General features: G+C 64.6%; 17 protein-coding genes. 13 read left to right on the forward strand and 4 right to left on the reverse strand.

The genetic code is table 11. The annotated features are described in order from the left end of the window. Positions 1 to 157 precede the first annotated feature (157 nt). The 5 genes from HMI60_RS17550 to HMI60_RS17570 all read left to right on the forward strand — a co-directional run bounded on the left by HMI60_RS17550 (position 158) and on the right by HMI60_RS17570 (position 4,234). Entirely contained in the window at positions 158 to 682 is a 525-nt protein-coding gene (locus HMI60_RS17550) for a MarR family winged helix-turn-helix transcriptional regulator (protein WP_079581904.1), read from the forward strand. A 54-nt stretch (positions 683 to 736) separates the two neighbouring features. After that, complete coding sequence (locus HMI60_RS17555; RefSeq protein WP_018778224.1) at positions 737 to 1,552, forward strand: methyltransferase domain-containing protein; 816 nt, start codon at positions 737 to 739, stop codon at positions 1,550 to 1,552. A gap of 90 nt (positions 1,553 to 1,642) precedes the next feature. Then, positions 1,643 to 2,002, forward strand: a complete 360-nt coding sequence (locus tag HMI60_RS17560) for a YciI family protein (protein WP_018778223.1) — start codon at positions 1,643 to 1,645, stop codon at positions 2,000 to 2,002. 18 nt (positions 2,003 to 2,020) lie between these two features. Beyond that, the gene (locus tag HMI60_RS17565; protein ID WP_193590103.1) at positions 2,021 to 3,232 is read left to right on the forward strand and encodes an RNA polymerase sigma factor; all 1,212 of its coding nucleotides are present in this window, start codon (positions 2,021 to 2,023) and stop codon (positions 3,230 to 3,232) included. Positions 3,233 to 3,250: 18 nt separating this feature from the next. Next, a complete protein-coding gene (locus tag HMI60_RS17570; protein ID WP_193590104.1) occupies positions 3,251 to 4,234 on the forward strand; it encodes an aldo/keto reductase in 984 nt (327 codons plus the stop codon). 56 nt (positions 4,235 to 4,290) lie between these two features. On the opposite strand, the gene HMI60_RS17575 is transcribed toward HMI60_RS17570, so the two are convergent. Continuing rightward, positions 4,291 to 5,382 (reverse strand): DNA polymerase IV, encoded by a 1,092-nt coding sequence (locus HMI60_RS17575; RefSeq protein ID WP_193591214.1) that lies wholly within the window; start codon positions 5,380 to 5,382, stop codon positions 4,291 to 4,293. A 151-nt stretch (positions 5,383 to 5,533) separates the two neighbouring features. Between HMI60_RS17575 and HMI60_RS17580 the strand changes: the two genes are divergently transcribed. After that, positions 5,534 to 6,160 (forward strand): LysE family transporter, encoded by a 627-nt coding sequence (locus tag HMI60_RS17580; RefSeq protein WP_018778217.1) that lies wholly within the window; start codon positions 5,534 to 5,536, stop codon positions 6,158 to 6,160. 37 nt (positions 6,161 to 6,197) lie between these two features. Continuing rightward, entirely contained in the window at positions 6,198 to 6,551 is a 354-nt protein-coding gene (locus HMI60_RS17585; protein ID WP_055972799.1) for a hypothetical protein, read from the forward strand. A 25-nt stretch (positions 6,552 to 6,576) separates the two neighbouring features. On the opposite strand, the gene HMI60_RS17590 is transcribed toward HMI60_RS17585, so the two are convergent. After that, positions 6,577 to 7,614: a LacI family DNA-binding transcriptional regulator gene (locus tag HMI60_RS17590; RefSeq protein WP_193590105.1), complete on the reverse strand. Its 1,038-nt coding sequence runs from the start codon at positions 7,612 to 7,614 to the stop codon at positions 6,577 to 6,579. A gap of 173 nt (positions 7,615 to 7,787) precedes the next feature. Between HMI60_RS17590 and HMI60_RS17595 the strand changes: the two genes are divergently transcribed. From HMI60_RS17595 to HMI60_RS17605, 3 genes are read left to right on the forward strand one after another with little or no spacing between them, the layout of a single operon-like run. Then, positions 7,788 to 8,804 carry a nucleoside hydrolase gene (locus HMI60_RS17595; protein ID WP_227453584.1) on the forward strand — a complete coding sequence of 339 codons (1,017 nt, stop codon included), beginning with the start codon at positions 7,788 to 7,790 and terminating at the stop codon, positions 8,802 to 8,804. Then, a complete protein-coding gene (locus tag HMI60_RS17600) occupies positions 8,804 to 10,246 on the forward strand; it encodes an MFS transporter (RefSeq protein ID WP_039243073.1) in 1,443 nt (480 codons plus the stop codon). Before HMI60_RS17595 ends, HMI60_RS17600 begins: the two co-directional genes overlap by 1 nt. Then, entirely contained in the window at positions 10,243 to 11,208 is a 966-nt protein-coding gene (locus tag HMI60_RS17605; protein WP_193590107.1) for a ribokinase, read from the forward strand. The genes HMI60_RS17600 and HMI60_RS17605 overlap by 4 nt, the downstream gene beginning before the upstream one ends. Positions 11,209 to 11,339: 131 nt before the next feature. Here HMI60_RS17605 and HMI60_RS17610 read toward each other — a convergent pair whose 3' ends face one another. Next, positions 11,340 to 11,639 (reverse strand): hypothetical protein, encoded by a 300-nt coding sequence (locus HMI60_RS17610; RefSeq protein ID WP_018778211.1) that lies wholly within the window; start codon positions 11,637 to 11,639, stop codon positions 11,340 to 11,342. A 99-nt stretch (positions 11,640 to 11,738) separates the two neighbouring features. Here HMI60_RS17610 and HMI60_RS17615 point away from each other — a divergent pair, with 99 nt between their 5' ends. The 3 genes from HMI60_RS17615 to pabB all read left to right on the forward strand — a co-directional run bounded on the left by HMI60_RS17615 (position 11,739) and on the right by pabB (position 15,044). Next, positions 11,739 to 12,344, forward strand: coding sequence for a TetR/AcrR family transcriptional regulator (locus tag HMI60_RS17615; RefSeq protein WP_039243075.1), 606 nt, complete (start codon positions 11,739 to 11,741; stop codon positions 12,342 to 12,344). 106 nt (positions 12,345 to 12,450) lie between these two features. Beyond that, positions 12,451 to 13,011: a low molecular weight protein-tyrosine-phosphatase gene (locus tag HMI60_RS17620; RefSeq protein WP_026267233.1), complete on the forward strand. Its 561-nt coding sequence runs from the start codon at positions 12,451 to 12,453 to the stop codon at positions 13,009 to 13,011. Beyond that, complete coding sequence (gene pabB, locus HMI60_RS17625; protein WP_193590108.1) at positions 13,008 to 15,044, forward strand: aminodeoxychorismate synthase component I; 2,037 nt, start codon at positions 13,008 to 13,010, stop codon at positions 15,042 to 15,044. The genes HMI60_RS17620 and pabB overlap by 4 nt, the downstream gene beginning before the upstream one ends. Positions 15,045 to 15,058: 14 nt before the next feature. On the opposite strand, the gene cls is transcribed toward pabB, so the two are convergent. After that, positions 15,059 to 16,531 (reverse strand): cardiolipin synthase, encoded by a 1,473-nt coding sequence (gene cls / locus HMI60_RS17630; RefSeq protein ID WP_018778206.1) that lies wholly within the window; start codon positions 16,529 to 16,531, stop codon positions 15,059 to 15,061. Between the last annotated feature and the right edge of the window lie 51 nt (positions 16,532 to 16,582).

The following is a 16,582-nucleotide window of genomic DNA, read 5'->3' on the forward strand; positions in this document are numbered from 1 at the left end:
CTGTGGGGATGCCAGTGCGGGCCTTTATTCCACCATAGATTATCTCTATGATGGAATTATTCCAAGGCCTCAAGGGAAGGAATGCCGGATTCGGGGACTGCGGGGAGTAATATCCGGAAGGCAGCAAACACGAGACGACGCTGGCAGGAGGGCGGACATGTCGGACTCATCAGTCCCGCGCCCCGACGCATTCCAAGGAGCGGACTTTCCTCAATCCGCCGCGCCCCAAGAACTTGTGCGGATCCTCCAGGACTTCACTCTGGAGGCCAACCATTACGTGGACGCAGCCGGCGGGCAGAACGACATGCACCGGACCGACATGAATGCGCTGGCCGTCATCATGCGCCACTCCGCGGCCGGCAAGGTGGTTACACCCGGCGTGCTCCGTGCCGAACTCCGGCTCAGCTCCCCCGCCACCACCGCCTTGATTGATCGCCTGCACGCCTCCGGGCACGTTGTCCGTGAACGCCTGGGAACAGACCGCCGCCAAGTCCAGCTCCACATGACACCCAAGGCGTACCGCGACGGCAGCGCAATGTTCATGCCGCTCGCCATCCGGATGGGCAAGGCGATGGCCGCGTACAGCACCGAAGAACTGGAGCTGGTCCAGCGCTTCATGACCGACATGGTGGAGGCAACCGTCGAAGCCCGCCAACAGGCAACGCACCCGGAACCGAAGTAGCGGCAGTTCAGGCCGTTCCACCAAAACCGGCATGCGTGGTTGTAGCGTTTCCCTATGAACGCGCAGCAGCCTGAAGATGTCTATACCCACGGACACCACGAGTCGGTTGTCCGGGCCCACGCCTCACGGACGGTCGAAAATTCGGCCGCGTTTGTCATCCCGCATCTCACCACCGGGATATCAGTCCTCGACGTCGGCTGCGGACCTGGCAGCATAACGTGCGATTTCGCGGGGCTGGTTGCGCCCGGACAAGTAATAGGCCTGGACCGGTCTGCCGATATTGTGGCTCAGGCAACCGCACTCGCCGCCGAGCGCGGCGTGGACAACGTGACCTTCCAGACGGGCAACATCTATGATCTCGACTTCGAAGACGAATCCTTCGACCTCGTCCACGCCCACCAGGTCCTCCAGCACCTCACCGACCCCGTCGCCGCGCTGCGCGAGATGCGCCGGGTGGCCAAGCCCGGCGCTATCGTTGCCGTGCGGGACGCCGATTTCCATGGCATGAGCTGGTACCCGGAAGTCCCTGAACTTGATCACTGGATGGAGCTCTACCAGAAGATCGCGCGCCGCAACGGAGCAGAACCCGACGCCGGCCGACGCCTGGTCTCGTGGGCGCAGCAGGCAGGTTTCACACAGGTGGCGCCCACCAGCAGCAACTGGCTCTACGCCACGGCCCAACAGCGCGCCTGGCAATCCCGGGTGTGGAGTGAACGGGTACTGCACTCCGCTTTTGCCGAGCAGGCCTTGGAGTACGGCTTCGCAAACGAGGCCGACCTCGCCCGGATCGCAGCCGGATGGCACCGCTGGGGCGCTACCGAAGACGGCTTTTTCCTCATTCCCAACGGAGAGGTCATCGCCCGGGCCTAGAAAGTTTTGGGAACCATGTAGAAAAGTCCGCCGCTGTTCCGACCCATGGGTGAAGCGCCCACACAGGGCGCCACGTCAAAGGAGTTTGAGATGAAATACATGATCATGATGTTCGGATCGGCCGAGGGCATGATGGAGACCGCCGATCCGGAATGGATCCGGGAAATGATCGGCTTCATGATCCAGATCGACAAGGACCTGACCGAATCCGGCGAACTCGTCTTCAACGCGGGCCTGGCCGACGGCAGCACCGCCAAGCTCGTCAAACAAACCCCGGATGGCGTGATCACCACCGACGGACCCTACGCCGAGGCCAAGGAGTCCTTGGTGGGCTACTGGGTGGTGGATGTTGCCAGCGAGGAACGCGCCGTGGAGATCTGCTCAAGCATTGTGAAATACGCGCAGGTCGTGGAGCTTCGTGCCATCCCGGACGGACCACCGGAGGTCTAGCTGGACTCTGAACGGGACATGCACATCGAGGACCTGCTGCGCACCCTCGCGCCGCAGGTCCTCGGCGTGCTGGCACGCAAGAACGGCCAGTTCGATGCATGCGAAGACGCCGTCCAGGAAGCCCTGCTGGAGGCCGCACTTCAGTGGCCCCATGACATGCCACGTGATCCGAAGGCCTGGCTGACGGCCGTCGCAAACCGAAGGCTTGTGGATATGTGGCGGAGCGAAAGCGCCCGGCGTGCCCGCGAAGAACGTGTGTCGGCCATGGACGCCGATCACTCCTACCAGTCAGCTCCGGAAGCAGACGACACCCTTACCCTCATGTTCCTTTGCTGCCACCCCGCCTTATCGGCACCGTCGCAACTCGCCCTTACCCTGCGGGCAGTTGGAGGACTCACGACGGCGGAAATCGCCTCGGCTTTCCTGGTCCCCGAGCCGACCATGGGACAACGCATCAGCCGTGCGAAACAAGGGATCCAAAAGGCGGGAGCCACGTTCAGCATGCCGCCGCCTGCCGAGCAGAAGGCGAGGCTCGGCGTCGTACTTCACGTCCTGTACTTGATCTTCAACGAAGGCTACGCAGCGAGTTCGGGTTCGTCGCTGCAGCGCGAGGACCTCACCACGGAGGCCATCCGGCTGACCAGGTTGCTGGTGGCCGCTGTGCCGTCGGAGCCTGAGGCGACCGGGCTGCTGGCGCTCATGCTGCTGACCGATTCCCGTCGCGCGGCACGTGCCCTGGCCGATGGAACACCAGTTCCGCTGGCTGAGCAGGACCGGAGCCTGTGGAACCGCGGGCACATCGATGAGGGCATTGCGTTGTTGTCTTCAGTGCTGGGACGGCGCGCCGCCGGACCGTACCAACTGCAGGCGGCGATTGCTGCTGTGCACTCCGAAGCGTCCTCCCATGACCAAACCGACTGGCCTCAGATCCTGGCCCTCTACACGGTCCTGGAGGCCGTGGCTCCCAGCCCCGTCGTGACGCTGAACCGTGCGGTAGCGATGGCGATGGTGAACGGGCCGGCCGCCGGTTTGGAGTTGCTCGCCGGCTTGGACGATGCACTCGGTCGGTCACACCGCCTGGACGCGGTCAGGGCCCATCTGCACGAGATGGCGGGCTCCTTTCCCGAGGCCCGCGCAGCGTTCCTGGACGCAGCAAGGAAAACCCGCAGCCTCCAGGAGCGGCGATACCTGCTGGGCAAAGCCGCAAAGCTGGACTCCACCGGGCCCTGACCCCATATAGTCGGAACCATGGAACAGCGCATACTTGGCAGGACCGGCCGATCCGTTTCAACCGTCGGGCTGGGAACATGGCAACTCGGAGCCGACTGGGGTTCCGTCACTGAAGCGGACGCCTTGGCCGTGCTGGAGGCCTCAGTGGAGCATGGCGTCACGTTCTTCGACACGGCGGACGTCTACGGCGATGGGCGCAGCGAGCAGTTCATTGGACGCTTCCTCAGTGCCCACGCGGAACTGAATGTCACCGTAGCCACCAAAATGGGGCGCAGGGTGGATCAGGTCCCCGAAAACTACACCCTCAAGAACTTCCGCGAATGGACCGACCGTTCGCGCCACAACCTGCAGCAGGACACCCTGGACCTCGTCCAGTTGCACTGCCCGCCCACCTCTGTTTACAGCAACGATGAAGTGTACGACGCCCTGGATACCTTGGTCAGTGAGGGTGCCATCCGCAACTACGGCGTCAGCGTGGAGCGGACGGACGAGGCCCTCGAAGCCATCAAACGCGGAAACACTGCCTCCGTGCAGATCATCTTCAACGCGTTCCGCCTGAAGCCCCTCGACGAGGTCCTGCCCGCAGCCAAGGAAGCCGGCGTCGGCATCATCGCCCGCGTACCGCTCGCCTCCGGCCTGCTCTCCGGAAAGTACACGCCCGAAACGGAGTTCCCCGCCAACGACCACCGGAACTACAACCGGGACGGGTCCTCGTTCGATGTCGGCGAAACGTTCTCCGGCGTCGACTTCGCCACCGGCGTCAAGGCCGCGCAGGAGTTCAGCGCACTGGTTCCCGACGGCGTCACCACCCCCCAAGCGGCCCTCGCGTGGGTCGTAGCCCAGGACGGCGTCACGTCAGTGATTCCGGGAGCCCGCTCCGCCCAGCAGGCTGCTGCCAACGCGGAAGCCGGAGAGATGAAGGTTGTCGGTGCGGGTCTCGGCGATGGGGTTCGGGATATCTACGACCGCTACTTCCGCGAAGCGATTCACCCGCGCTGGTAGGCGGCAGGCCGGCGTCGGGCGTTACCCGACGACGGTCCAACGTGCGGCGTCGGGCGTTACCAACCACTGCGCGTTGGCGTGTGGCCCTTCCGGGCTTCCTCGGGCATGGCCATTTCTGCCCGCAATCCGAGTAATCGGATGGGGCGGTCGGGCTCGATCTTGGCGGTGAGGCCGAGGGCCTGGGCCAGGACTTCGTCGCGGTCGTAGGTCTCGGGAATTTTCCTGGCATAGGTCTTGGTGAAGAACGGCTTGTACCTGACCTTGAGCGTCAGCCCAACCACGGGGCGGCCTTCGGCGGCGACGTCCTCCAGGACCCGGGCCGTCAGTTCCTTGAGGGCGTCCTCGATCTGGCCAGGTTCCGTCAGGTCCTGTTGGAACGTGGTTTCGCGGCCTTGGGCCCGGGCAACCCAAGGGGTGTCGTCCACTTCCGCGGCACCCTCGCCACGGCCCAGTTGCGCGTACCACGGGCCCATTTTCGGGCCGAATTCCGGGACCAGGTCCTGGGGATCAGCGGCAGCCAGGTCGTTGACTGTGGTGATCCCGTGGGTGGCCAGCCGCTTGGAAATCTTCGGCCCGACGCCCCACAGCTCAATGGTGGGCTTGTCCCCCATGACCTCCAGCCAGTTGTCCTTCGTCAGGCGGAAGATGCCGGCGGGTTTGCCGAAATCAGTTGCGTTCTTGGCGCGGACCAGCGTGTCACCGATACCCACGCTGCAGTGGAGCCGGGTGCTTTCGAGCACGGCTTCCTGGATCTGCTTCGCGTACGCCACCGGGTCCTCGGTCTCTATGCCGACGAAGGCTTCATCCCAGCCAAGGACCTGGACTGTGGCGCCCGGTTGTTCGCGAAGGGTAGCCATCACGGTTTCGGAAGCTGCGAGGTAGGCCTCTTGGTCGACGGGCAGGATGATGGCGTCCGGCACTTTCCGTGCTGCTATGCGCAGCGGCATGCCGGACCCCACGCCGAACGCCCTTGCTTCGTAGGACGCCGTGGACACCACAGCCCGTTCCGTGGGGTCTCCGCGGCCGCCCACGATAATCGGCTTACCGGCAAGCTCGGGCCGCCTCAATACCTCGACCGCCGCAATGAATTGGTCGAGGTCAACGTGCAGCACCCAAGGAGTTCCGCTCACGGGATCAGTCTGCCTCATTGCCGGGGGCGTTGGCTGTACCTTCACGACCCTCTTTCAACTCACAGCAGCGCTAAATCAACCTATTCCGGGTGCATTCCGCGGCCGCAGCGGCTAAACAGGGTCAGGAAGCAACGCGTCCCGGCCACCCGCCGCCCCCGCATAAGCTGAGATGGTGCAGTTTTCACTTTGGCTGGCCCTGGTAGGCGCCGGCACCCTCATCAGTTTCACTCCCGGCGCCGGCGCGATCTTCACCATGAGCAACTCGCTGAACTCAGGCTTCCGACGCTCCATCTGGGGCATCCTCGGCCAACAGGTGGCGTTGATCATCCACATCCTGATCGTCGCTCTCGGTGTGGGTGTCCTGGTTTCCAATTCGCCGGTCATCTTCAACGTCATCCGATACGCTGGCGCCGCGTACCTGGTCTACCTTGGCATCCGCCAATTCCTGCGCAAGCCTGACTTGGACAAAGAGCAGGTCGATGACAAGAAGAACGAGCCCGCACTGTCCATGTTCCAGCGGGGTGTCTGGGTCAACCTGCTGAACCCAAAGGCAATTGTCTTCTTCCTGGCCTTCATGCCGCAGTTCATCCGCCCGGACCAGCCCCTGGTACAGCAATATGTAGTGCTGACCGCAACAGTCCTCGCCATCGACATCATTGTCATGTGGTTCTTCTTCGCCTTGGCAGCACGTTCATTCCAACGCTTTACCCATGACCAGAAGGGCCAAAAGGTCCTCAACCGCGTGTTCGGTTGCCTGTTTGTGCTGGTCGGCATCCTGCTGGCGGTCATTCACTAACCCCGGTACGTCATGGCCGAATGCTACGGTCGGAGGCATGGAAGCTGACTGGATCGAGCACCGGCGTGCGGATGACGGCGAGCATGTGGGGTGGATGAAGCCCGTGGATGACGGATTCGTCGCCATCGACATGCTGGGACGCCCGCGCACGGACGTTGTGGATTGGTTCACTGCCGAGGAAACGCTCAATGACCTCGGCCTGCGGTATCTGGCCGACCCCCATGAATTACGGCTCGACGACGGCGGCTGGCTGCGCGTGCGGATCGCGGAGGTCACGCCCTCCGCAGTTCGGGTGAAGAAGGACGACTGGGGCGACATGACCGCTCCGCAGATCTACTTCACAGTTTCGCTGCCTGTCACAGAGGAACAGCTCCGCCCGTTGAAGCGATAGCCGGCCGGAGCTATGTAGACCGGTTCTACGCCGTAGATCCGCGCACCACCAGGGAGCTCTCCAGCGTCACATGCGGCTCCTTGAGAGCCACACCCTCCATCAGCCCGCGGAGCTGCTCCCCAGCTCTGCGGCCCAGCGGTCTCGCGGGCAGGTGCACAGTGGTGAGGCTGGGATTGCTGGTGGCCGAGTATGGAAGGTCATCGAAGCCCGCAACAGCCAACTCCTGCGGAATGGCCACGCCCTCCACCCGCGCTTCCTGCAGTACGCCGTAGGCATGGGTATCCGTACCGCAGACGACGGCGGTCACCCCCTCGCGCTCCCACGCGGGCCAGGCGTCGGCGAAAGCAGCGGCGGCAGCACCGACGTCGATCGCTGTACTGATGACATGCCCGGCGTCGACCACCAGCCCGCAGGCAGCGGCTTCTTCCAGGAAGGCTTCACGGCGCAGCTGGAACGTCGCGGTTCCGGTGATGCCGTCGACGTAGGCGGCACGGGTGTGTCCGGATGCAGCCAGGTGCCGGGCCAACTCGCGGGCTCCTTGGGCGACGTCGAGGTTCACGGACGGCGCGTACGACTCCAGCCCGGGAGCGTCCAGCAGCACCAGTGGACCGGCTGCGGAAAGGTCTTCCAGGAACTTTGCGCTCGGGGCACCCACCAGCAAACCTGCCGGGCGGAGGGCCAACAACTTCTGCACGTCGGAAGCTTGGGGCGACTCGCCGGCGTCGGTCACTGAGAGGAGCAGCTGATATTGAGCACCCAGTGATTCCCGCACTCCGGCGATCACGTTGGCGAAGAACGGGTTGGACACGTCAGGGGTGACCAGGATGACGATGGAGCTGACTCCGCGGGCCAGCGAGCTGCCGATACTGTCCACCACGTAGCCCAGTTCGGCGATCGCAGTACGGACGCGGGAGATGTTGTCGTCGGATACCCGGCCCTGGGTTTTGCCGTTGGCCACCAGGGAGACCGTGGCTGTGGAAACACCGGCCCGGGCGGCCACCATGGCAGCCGTCACCCTGGGCGTGCGATGAGCACGGCTGCTGCGCCGATCCAGGGATTCCATGCATCGATCGTAGCGTTGTTCCGCTGCTCTGACCTGCGCCAAGGCATCAAGCGCTTGACGCACTCTACGTTAAGCGTTTGACGTTCTGGCCGGTCGGATGCCAGAATCGCCCTGAATGCTTATCGCCCTGCCCGGGCAAGTTCCCGGCAGGCCCCAATGACGTGGAGACAAACGTGGACCCCAACACACGCAAGAAGATCATTCTTGACTGCGACCCCGGCCATGACGACGCAGTGGCAATGCTGCTGGCGCACGGCAACCCGGACATCGAATTGCTCGCTGTGACCACCGTGGTGGGCAACCAGACCCTTGAGAAAGTCACCCGTAACGCCCTCTCGGTAGCCACCATCGCAGGCATCACCGGAGTTCCGTTCGCCGCCGGCTGCGACCGCCCCTTGGTCCGCACCATCGAAACGGCCCCCAGCATCCACGGCGACTCCGGCATGGACGGCCCGGAGCAGCCCGAGTCCGCCCTCGAGCTCGACCCGCGCCACGCCGTCGACCTCATCATTGAAACCGTCATGGCGCACGAGCCGGGCACCGTCACCCTGGTTCCCACCGCCGGACTCACCAACATCGCGATGGCCGCGCGCAAGGAACCGCGCATCGTGGAGCGCGTGAAGGAAGTTGTCCTCATGGGCGGCGGCTACCACGTGGGCAACTGGAGCGCGGTGGCCGAGTTCAACATCATCATCGACCCCGAGGCCGCACACATCGTCTTCAACGAAAAGTGGCCCGTGGTGATGGTCGGCCTCGACCTCACGCACCAGGCACTGGCCACGGACGAGGTGGTCAACAACATCGCGGCCATCGGCACCAAGCCGGCCAAGTTCGTCCTGGAACTCATGGAATTCTTCAAGAAGACCTACAAGGACGCCCAGGGCTTCGACTTCCCGCCGGTCCACGATCCGTGCGCCGTGGCCTACGTCATCGATCCCAGCGTCATGACCACCCGCAAGGTGCCCGTGGACATCGAACTCCAGGGCAAGCTCACCCTCGGCATGACCGTAGCCGACTTCCGCGCGCCCGCACCGGAGGACTGCCACACCTCGGTGGCAGTTGACCTCGACCACAAGAAGTTCTGGGACCTGGTCACCGATGCGATCCAACGGATCGGCGAACCAACGCACGACGGCGGCGCTGACGCCACCGTGATTGCCGAAACGGTCCTGGCAGGAGAGTCCAACTAATGTCCACGCTCACCGAAACAAAGTCCGCGCGCGGCAACGTCACCGCGCTCATGGTTGCCCTGCTGGCAGCCTGCGTGGCCTTCCAGCTCAACGCCTCCATGCTCAGCCCTGCCCTGGTAACCATGGGCAACGAACTCAACACGGATCAAGCCACCATCGGCCTGTCCCAGACCTGGTTCTTCACCGCTGCCGCCCTGTTCTCGCTCTTCCTTCCGCGCCTAAGCGACATCGTTGGCCGCAAGAAGATCCTGGTGGGCATGATGCTTCTCATGGCCGTCGGATCCGTCATCGCCGCGATGGCCCCTGACGTGACGTGGCTCTTCGTGGGCCGCATCATCCAGGGCGTCAGCGGACCGACCGTCCCGCTGTGCCTGATCATGCTTCGCTCCGCCGTCAGCAACCCGCGCAAGTACGGCACGCTCATGGGCCTCATCACGGCCGTCAACGGCGGCGTGGCCGGCGTCGACTCTTTTGTCGGAGGCTACTTCGCTGAGAACTTCGGCTTCCGCAGCATCTTCTGGCTCATGGTGGCCCTCGCCGTGGTGGCCACGGTCCTTATCGCCGTCCTGGCCGGCGAGAGCAAGCCCGCCGCCGGCACCACCATGGACTGGCTGGGCGTCTTCTTCATCGTGATCGCCGTGGGCGCACTGCTGACGGCACTGAACGAAGGCTCCAAACTGGCCACCGCCTTCGATTCCGGCACGTTGACCCTGGCCATCAGCCTGACGGTGATTGCCGCCGTCGCCTTCTTTGCGTTCTGGACTGTCGAGAAGCGCGCCAAGCAGCCCATGGTGGAAACCGTGCACCTGCGCCAGCGCTCCACGTGGGCACCACTGCTGACCACCACCCTCACCATGACCGGTATCTTCGCGGTCATCAACGGCATCGTCCCGGCCTACGTCCAAGCTGCCGATCCGGGCTTCGGCGTCGGCCCCACTGAGATGTCGCTGATCATCCTGACGCCGTACGCGCTGCTCGGTTGGATCTTCGGCCCGATCAGTGGCCGCCTCGCACCGATTCTGGGCTACACCAAGGTCCTGCGCATCGGCCTGGTCGGCAGCCTCGTGGCACTGGCCATCATTGCGTTCTTCGGCCTCAACAACCTGCCCATGATGATCCTGGGCACGGCCCTGCTGGGCATCATGTACGCCGGCACCGTCAACATCATGCTGAACGGACTCGGCGTGGTCCTTTCGCCGCAGGGCAACCCCGGCTTCCTCCCGGGCATGAACGCCGGCGCGTTCAACCTCGGTGCCGGGTTGAGCTTCCTGGTCCTTCCCGCCGTCCTCGTCGCAACGGCCTCCCTGAATGACGCCAAGGCGTCGTACCTGACCGTTGTGGTGGTGGGCCTCGCGATCACGTTCGCCGCGTTTGCCGCTTCGCTGCTGATCCCCAAGCCGGTGGACGCAGAAGTGGCCGACGCCGGGAAGGTGGCCGCATGAGCACCGGCAGCAACGCGCCCAAGGCGGGGATCGTCGTCGTCGGCTCCCTCAACGCCGACCTCACCATCTACACCGACCGCCTCCCCAACCCCGGCGAGACGGTCCATGGCAACGGGTTCGCGGTGAACCCCGGGGGCAAGAGCGCCAACCAGGCGGTGGCTGCCAGCAAGCTCGGCGGCAAGGTCAGCCTGATCGGCGCGGTGGGCGAGGACCCCAACGGCACCATGCTCCTGGACTCCACCGCCAGCGCCGGAGTGGACGTGTCCCGCGTCCGACGCTCCGATGCAGCTACCGGCGTCGCGGTCATTTCCGTCGACGCGCGCGGCGAGAACAGCATCATCATCTCCGCCGGAGCCAACGGGACGCTGCGGCCAGCGGACGTGGAGGCTGCCGCTTTCGCCGACGCTGCCGTCGTCTGCCTGTGCCTGGAAGTGGGAATGGATACCGTGGTTGCCGCCGCGCAGGCAGGGCACGACGCCGGAGCCACGGTTCTGCTGAACCTCTCACCGTACGCTGAGGTGCCCGAGGTTCTGGCCGGCCTGAGCGACGTTCTGTTGGTGAATGCGCACGAGGCCGCGATGTTCCTCGGCTCGGAGGCCGACATTCCCGATGCCGACGCCGAAGCTGAGGAATGGGAGCCGGTCCGGGCCCAGTTCGCGGACCGTGGACTGCAGCGTGTGCTCGTGACGCTGGGCGCGCAGGGCTCCGTGGTCTTGGACTCGCTCGCCCGTGGAGCGGAGGACCAGATCACGCGCATCTCCCCCACCAGGGTGGACGCCGTGGACACGACGGGCGCCGGAGATGCGTTCACGGGTGCTGTTGCTGCCCGGCTGGCCGCAGGTGATTCGCTGGCCGACGCGGCCGCGTTTGCCTCGGTGGCCGCCGCCCTGGCCGCAACGAAGAAGGGCACGCAGGCCGCGTATGCGAGCCGCGAAGAAGTCGAGGCTGCACGGGCGTCCTAAGCGGCACGGCACCCAACCAGGGGACAGCACGCGCTCTCATGAGCCTTCATTGGAGCGTGCACTGTCCCCTCTTTGGGTTAAGAGGACTTACGGGCTGCCTTGGGTTAAGAGGACTTACGGGCTGCCTTGGGTTAAGCGGACTTGCGGGCTGCGCGCTCCACGGCTTTGCGGGACAGCGCTCCGTGGCCGGCCATGAGGCGCGGCACCACGAGATAGACGGCCGTGGGGACAACGAATGCGGTCAGCACAAGCGCGCGCAGAACGGGATGCCAAGGCTCCATGATCGGGCCGAGCAGCAGCATTCCTACAGATACAAGCGGAAATATGGCGATCCAGGTAATGAGCGCCCGCATGTGAACGGAGGGCCCCTGTGGGCGGGCTGCGGCCGGGGCCACGGGGGCAGTTGTTTCGGCGGCGACTTCGGTCGTCATCAGATTCTCCAACCAGATAGTTGCAATTGACTTGAGATCACAATAGCCGGACCTTGGAACAATTACAACTACTTAGTTGGAAACTGCTAATATGACCCTATGGCATGGGACACGGAACGAACCAAGGCACTGCTGCTGGAAGCGGCAACCACCGAGTTCTGCACACGTGGACTGGCGGGCGCCCGTATCGACAGGATCGCGTCCGAGGCCGGCGTCAACAAAGAGCGGATCTACCAGTACTTCGGGAACAAGAACGGGCTGTTCGACGCCGTGATTGTCGCGGCGCTCAGCTCCCTCATGGACGAAGTACCCATCGAGGGCAACGGCCCCGAAGCCATGGCGGACTATGCGGGCCGGCTCTTCGACCATCACCAGGAAGACGCAACGGCCCCCCGTTTGCTGTTCTGGGAAGGCCTGGAACGGGGGTCCGACGTGGTTGGCCTGCCCAAACGCATGGCCAACTGCGCATCGAAGGTCAACAGCACCATCGCAGCCCTGCCCGGAATCTCCCGGGAAGACGCGGGAGACCTCCTCATCACCATCGTGAGCCTCTGCGATTCCGCACCGGTGTTGCCGGCCTTGGACGGACTCATGGCCGGCAATGACCCCGGCCGCATCCAAAGGCGACGCGCCGCCGTCGTGCGCACCGTCTACCTGGCCGCAGCAGCGCTGGCCGCCGAAGCCACAGCAGCCGCAACCGCCTGATCGAAGCGGTGCAGAACCTCCCCCTGTGACAGCTTTGACAGCAAAAGTGACTCACTTGTGAAGTTGCCCCTAGCCAAGAGGGGGTGCCATCAACCATGCTTGCTCCATGTACTCAACGACGAGCCCATACCGCATCATCACGGTCTGCACCGGAAACATCTGCCGCTCGCCCATGGCAGCGCTCATGCTGGCCGAAGCCTTCACTGCGGAAGGGCTCGGCAAGCTTGTAGTGGTGGATTCAGCGGGCACTACGGGCTACGAGGTCGGCCACCCCATCGACCCACGCGCCGCCCGCGTCCTGACAGCCCAGCACATCGCCTCCGAAGACCACGTGGCCCGGGAATGGCGGCACGAATGGTTCGCCGGGCGGGACCTGATCCTGGCCCTGGACGTCGACCACTTCGGCTGGCTCCAGGAAGGCGCCCCTGACCGCGCCTCACTGGAAAAGGTCCGCATGCTGCGAAGCTTCGACCCCCAAGTGGCCGACCGCAGCTCCCTGGACCTTGGTATCGAGGACCCCTGGTACGGCGGGCACACGGACTTCGACAACACCTGGACGCTCATCAAATCGGCCATCCCGGGAATCGTGGAACACGTCAAAGCAGCCATCGCCTCCGGAGACACCGAAGCAGGCCAGGAGCACCAGCAGGTAACCTCTATGACATGACCCCTGCACCCGTGATCATCGCTGTTGACGGCAGGTCCGGCGCAGGCAAAACCACACTGGCCGTCGAGCTGGCGGCCCGGCTTCGGCAACACCATAAAGTTTCGCTCTTCCACCTCGAGGACATCTATCCGGGGTGGAACGGCCTGCGTACCGGCATCGAGCGTTACGTGGCCACCGTGCTCACCCCGCTCAGCCAGGGAACGGCCGCAGAATGGGTCAGCTGGGACTGGGAACGGCACTACGACGGCGGGCTGAACGTCACGCTACCCGCGGAAATCGTCATCGTGGAGGGCGTGGGATCCGCCGCCGACGCCGCCCGTCCCATGCTGGACGCCGTGGTGTGGGTGGAAGCGCCGGGTGACGATCGCCGTCGTCGAGCCCTGACGCGCGACGGAAGCACCTACGAACCCTACTGGGACACCTGGGCTGCGCAGGAAGAAGAGTGGCTCTCGGACGACTCCGTCATCGCCGAAGCCGACATCCACGTCCAAAATCCCGCCAACGGCAGCGCGCCGGACCACGTTCTCCAGGCACTCATGTACCTGCCGGCGCTGGCAGCCATCCTCTCCCCCGAACTGAGCGCACGGCGCGGGCTGCAGTTGCGGTCCGAGCGCCTGGAGGCGACGCCGGACGCCGCACGCCTTTTCGAAACCCTCTACGGGCAGTCGCGGAACGCCGTGTGGCTCGACTCGTCCAACGCGGCCGCAGTGGCCGGCCGCTCCCAAGCCGCGGCCCACAGCCGCTTCAGCATCCTGGCCGACGACGGCGGCACTTTCGGCCAGACGGTATCGCACCGTTCCGGGGTCACCACCGTCACGGCAGGGTCAGCCTCTGTGACCACATCCGGCCCCTTCTTCCGGTGGCTGGACTCGGTCTGGGGCAGACGGGCGGTCCGCGCGCCCCGCGGATACGACGGCCAATTCACGCTCGGCTGGCTTGGATACCTGGGGTACGAACTCAAGCGCGAAACCGGCGGCAACGATGTCCGATCCGACACCCCGGACGCCGCACTCCTCTTCGCGGGCCGGGCCGTGGTGCTGGACCACCGCGAACAGACAGTATGGCTGCTGGCCCTGGACGCCCCCGACGCGGACGAGTGGCTGCGCGAGGCGCGGGCCGCCGTCGTCGGGTCTTCCGGTGCCGCTTCTCCAGGCGCGGATGCCGCCCCCACGGCAACCGTCCCCGAGTTCGTCAGCCGCGATTCCGCCACCGACTACAAACGCAAAATCGCCGACTCCCAGCACCAAATCGGCGAGGGCAACTCCTACGAAATCTGCCTGACCACCACGCTGGAAGCACCCGCGGGGAACTTCGACGCGTGGACCAGCTACCTTGCACTGCGACGCCGGAACCCGGCCCCGTTCGCCAGTTACCTGCGGTTCGGGGAGCTGGAGGTCGCCAGCACCTCACCTGAGCGGTTCCTGCGGATCCTGTCCGACGGCGTCATGCGCGCCGAGCCGATCAAGGGCACCCGGGGCCGGTCTGCCGACCCTGACGCGGACGCAGCCCTGCGGCAGGACCTCGAGACATCGCTGAAGGACCGCGCCGAGAACATCATGATCGTGGACCTGCTCCGCAACGATCTCAGCCACTTCGCCATCCCCGGCTCGGTGACGGTGAGCAGGCTGTGCGCCATCGAAAGCTACGCGACCGTCCACCAGATGGTGAGCACCGTGGACGCACATCTGCGGCCAGGCGCTCCCCGGGCAGAAGCAGTAGCCGCCGCGTTCCCGGCAGGATCCATGACCGGGGCGCCCAAGATCAGCACCATGGACATCCTCGACCAACTCGAAGCAGGGCCGCGCGGCATCTACTCCGGCGCCATCGGCTACTTCTCCCTGAACGCCGCCACCGACCTCGCGGTGGTCATCCGCACCTTGGTGGCCAATCCCGACGGCGGCAGGGGGCGTACCCTCACGCTCGGCGTGGGCGGCGCCATCACCTCGGATTCCGTGGCCGACGACGAATACGAGGAAATACGGACCAAGGCCTTCGGGGTGCTCTCCACCCTCGGCGCCGGCTTCCCCGACTGAATCCCCGGTGAGGACTACTGGAGCGTTGCCGTCAATCTGGCCACGTTATCCACATACTTGGCCAGCGGGGGCCGGTCCATCCAGTCGTCCAGCATAAGCTCACGGGATACCTCGCGGTACGTGGACTCCACGGCCCGCATGAGGTTCACGGTCTCGGAGCCCAGCAGCATCACCGAGACCTCCATGTTGAGGGAGAAGGAGCGCATGTCCATGTTGCTGGAACCAAGAACCGCCACCTCGTCATCAATGGTGAAATGCTTGGCATGGAGGACGTATGGCGCGCGGTAGAGATAGATGCGCACCCCTGCATTCAGCAGCGCCTCGTAGTAGGAGCGCTGGGCGTGGTGCACCAGGAACTGGTCGCCCTTCTCCGAGACGAACAACTCCACGTCCACCCCCCGCTGGGCGGCAGTGGTGATGGCGTACAGCAAGGAATCATCGGGGACGAAGTACGGGCTGCAGATTGAAATCCGGTGCTGCGCCGAGTAGATCAACGTGTTGAAGAGCCGCAGGTTGTTCTCTGTCGCGAACCCCGGGCCGCTGGGCACAACCTGTGCGGTGACCTGGCCGGGGGACGGCAACGCCGGCAGGCGCAGCTGGTCCTCCAGGGACTCGTCCGTTTCGCTGAGCCAGTCCGTCGCGAAGACCACGTTGAGGGTGGGGACGATCGGGCCTTCAAGCCTGGACATGAGCTCAACCCATTTGCGTCCCACCTTGTGGTGCTTGGGGTTGTTGTAGGACGGCTCAATGAGGTTCTGCGAACCGGTGAATGCCACCTGTCCGTCGATCACCATGATCTTGCGGTGGTTCCTCAAGTCCGGACGCCGCCATTGGCCGTGGATGGGCAGCAGGGGCAGCATGCGCTTCCACTGGATCTTGCCCGCTTTGAGCCTGCGGATCAGGCGGCGGTAGCCCTTGACGCGCAACGTTCCAATGTGGTCGAAGAGGAGCCGCACAGTGACGCCCCGCTCAGCCGCTTTCTCCAGCTCAGTCAGGAGCTCATCAGTCACGGAGTCACTGCTCATGATGTAGAACTCGGCGTTGATGTAATTCTTGGCGTCCCTGACGGCCTCGGCCATGGCCTTAATGGACTCGTGGTAGCCGGGGATCAGCTCCACCTTGTTGCCATCCACCATGGGCAGCGAGCCCAGCCTGTGGTTAAGCTCCCCGGCCGACTTCACCCACTCGGGTCCGGAGTAGACGCTCACCGGATCCGAAAGATCGGAGGTCACGGCACGGACGCGGCGGTTGACTTCTTCCTGCTGCTCCCGCCTGCGCTTGGAAAGTTTGAAATTGCCAAACAACAGGAACAGGACGAAGCCCACGGATGGGATGAGGAACACAGCCAAAAGCCATGCCATGGCCGTCGTGGGACGGCGATTGCCGGGAATGATACCCAGCAGGACGATCCGCATGATGACTTCCGCGATGGCCCACGCACCCAGCAACCAGGTCCACTCCTGGCCAAACGGAAAAGGAAAGAGCACCTGACAACCCCCACGGTTCATGGACAACAGTGACCACAGCCTATCCGGCAA

Source organism: Paenarthrobacter sp. YJN-D (assembly GCF_015040335.1).
In the GTDB taxonomy this organism is placed as follows: Bacteria; Actinomycetota; Actinomycetes; order Actinomycetales; family Micrococcaceae; genus Arthrobacter; species Arthrobacter nicotinovorans.

Coding starts and splice junctions, on each gene's coding strand:
- HMI60_RS17550 (WP_079581904.1), top strand. CDS start 158: ATGTCGGACTCATCAGTCCCGCGCCCCGACGCATTCCAAGGAGCGGAC.
- HMI60_RS17555 (WP_018778224.1), top strand. CDS start 737: ATGAACGCGCAGCAGCCTGAAGATGTCTATACCCACGGACACCACGAG.
- HMI60_RS17560 (WP_018778223.1), top strand. CDS start 1,643: ATGAAATACATGATCATGATGTTCGGATCGGCCGAGGGCATGATGGAG.
- HMI60_RS17565 (WP_193590103.1), top strand. CDS start 2,021: ATGCACATCGAGGACCTGCTGCGCACCCTCGCGCCGCAGGTCCTCGGC.
- HMI60_RS17570 (WP_193590104.1), top strand. CDS start 3,251: ATGGAACAGCGCATACTTGGCAGGACCGGCCGATCCGTTTCAACCGTC.
- HMI60_RS17575 (WP_193591214.1), bottom strand. CDS start 5,382: ATGAGGCAGACTGATCCCGTGAGCGGAACTCCTTGGGTGCTGCACGTT.
- HMI60_RS17580 (WP_018778217.1), top strand. CDS start 5,534: ATGGTGCAGTTTTCACTTTGGCTGGCCCTGGTAGGCGCCGGCACCCTC.
- HMI60_RS17585 (WP_055972799.1), top strand. CDS start 6,198: ATGGAAGCTGACTGGATCGAGCACCGGCGTGCGGATGACGGCGAGCAT.
- HMI60_RS17590 (WP_193590105.1), bottom strand. CDS start 7,614: ATGGAATCCCTGGATCGGCGCAGCAGCCGTGCTCATCGCACGCCCAGG.
- HMI60_RS17600 (WP_039243073.1), top strand. CDS start 8,804: ATGTCCACGCTCACCGAAACAAAGTCCGCGCGCGGCAACGTCACCGCG.
- HMI60_RS17605 (WP_193590107.1), top strand. CDS start 10,243: ATGAGCACCGGCAGCAACGCGCCCAAGGCGGGGATCGTCGTCGTCGGC.
- HMI60_RS17610 (WP_018778211.1), bottom strand. CDS start 11,639: ATGACGACCGAAGTCGCCGCCGAAACAACTGCCCCCGTGGCCCCGGCC.
- HMI60_RS17615 (WP_039243075.1), top strand. CDS start 11,739: ATGGCATGGGACACGGAACGAACCAAGGCACTGCTGCTGGAAGCGGCA.
- HMI60_RS17620 (WP_026267233.1), top strand. CDS start 12,451: ATGTACTCAACGACGAGCCCATACCGCATCATCACGGTCTGCACCGGA.
- pabB (WP_193590108.1), top strand. CDS start 13,008: ATGACCCCTGCACCCGTGATCATCGCTGTTGACGGCAGGTCCGGCGCA.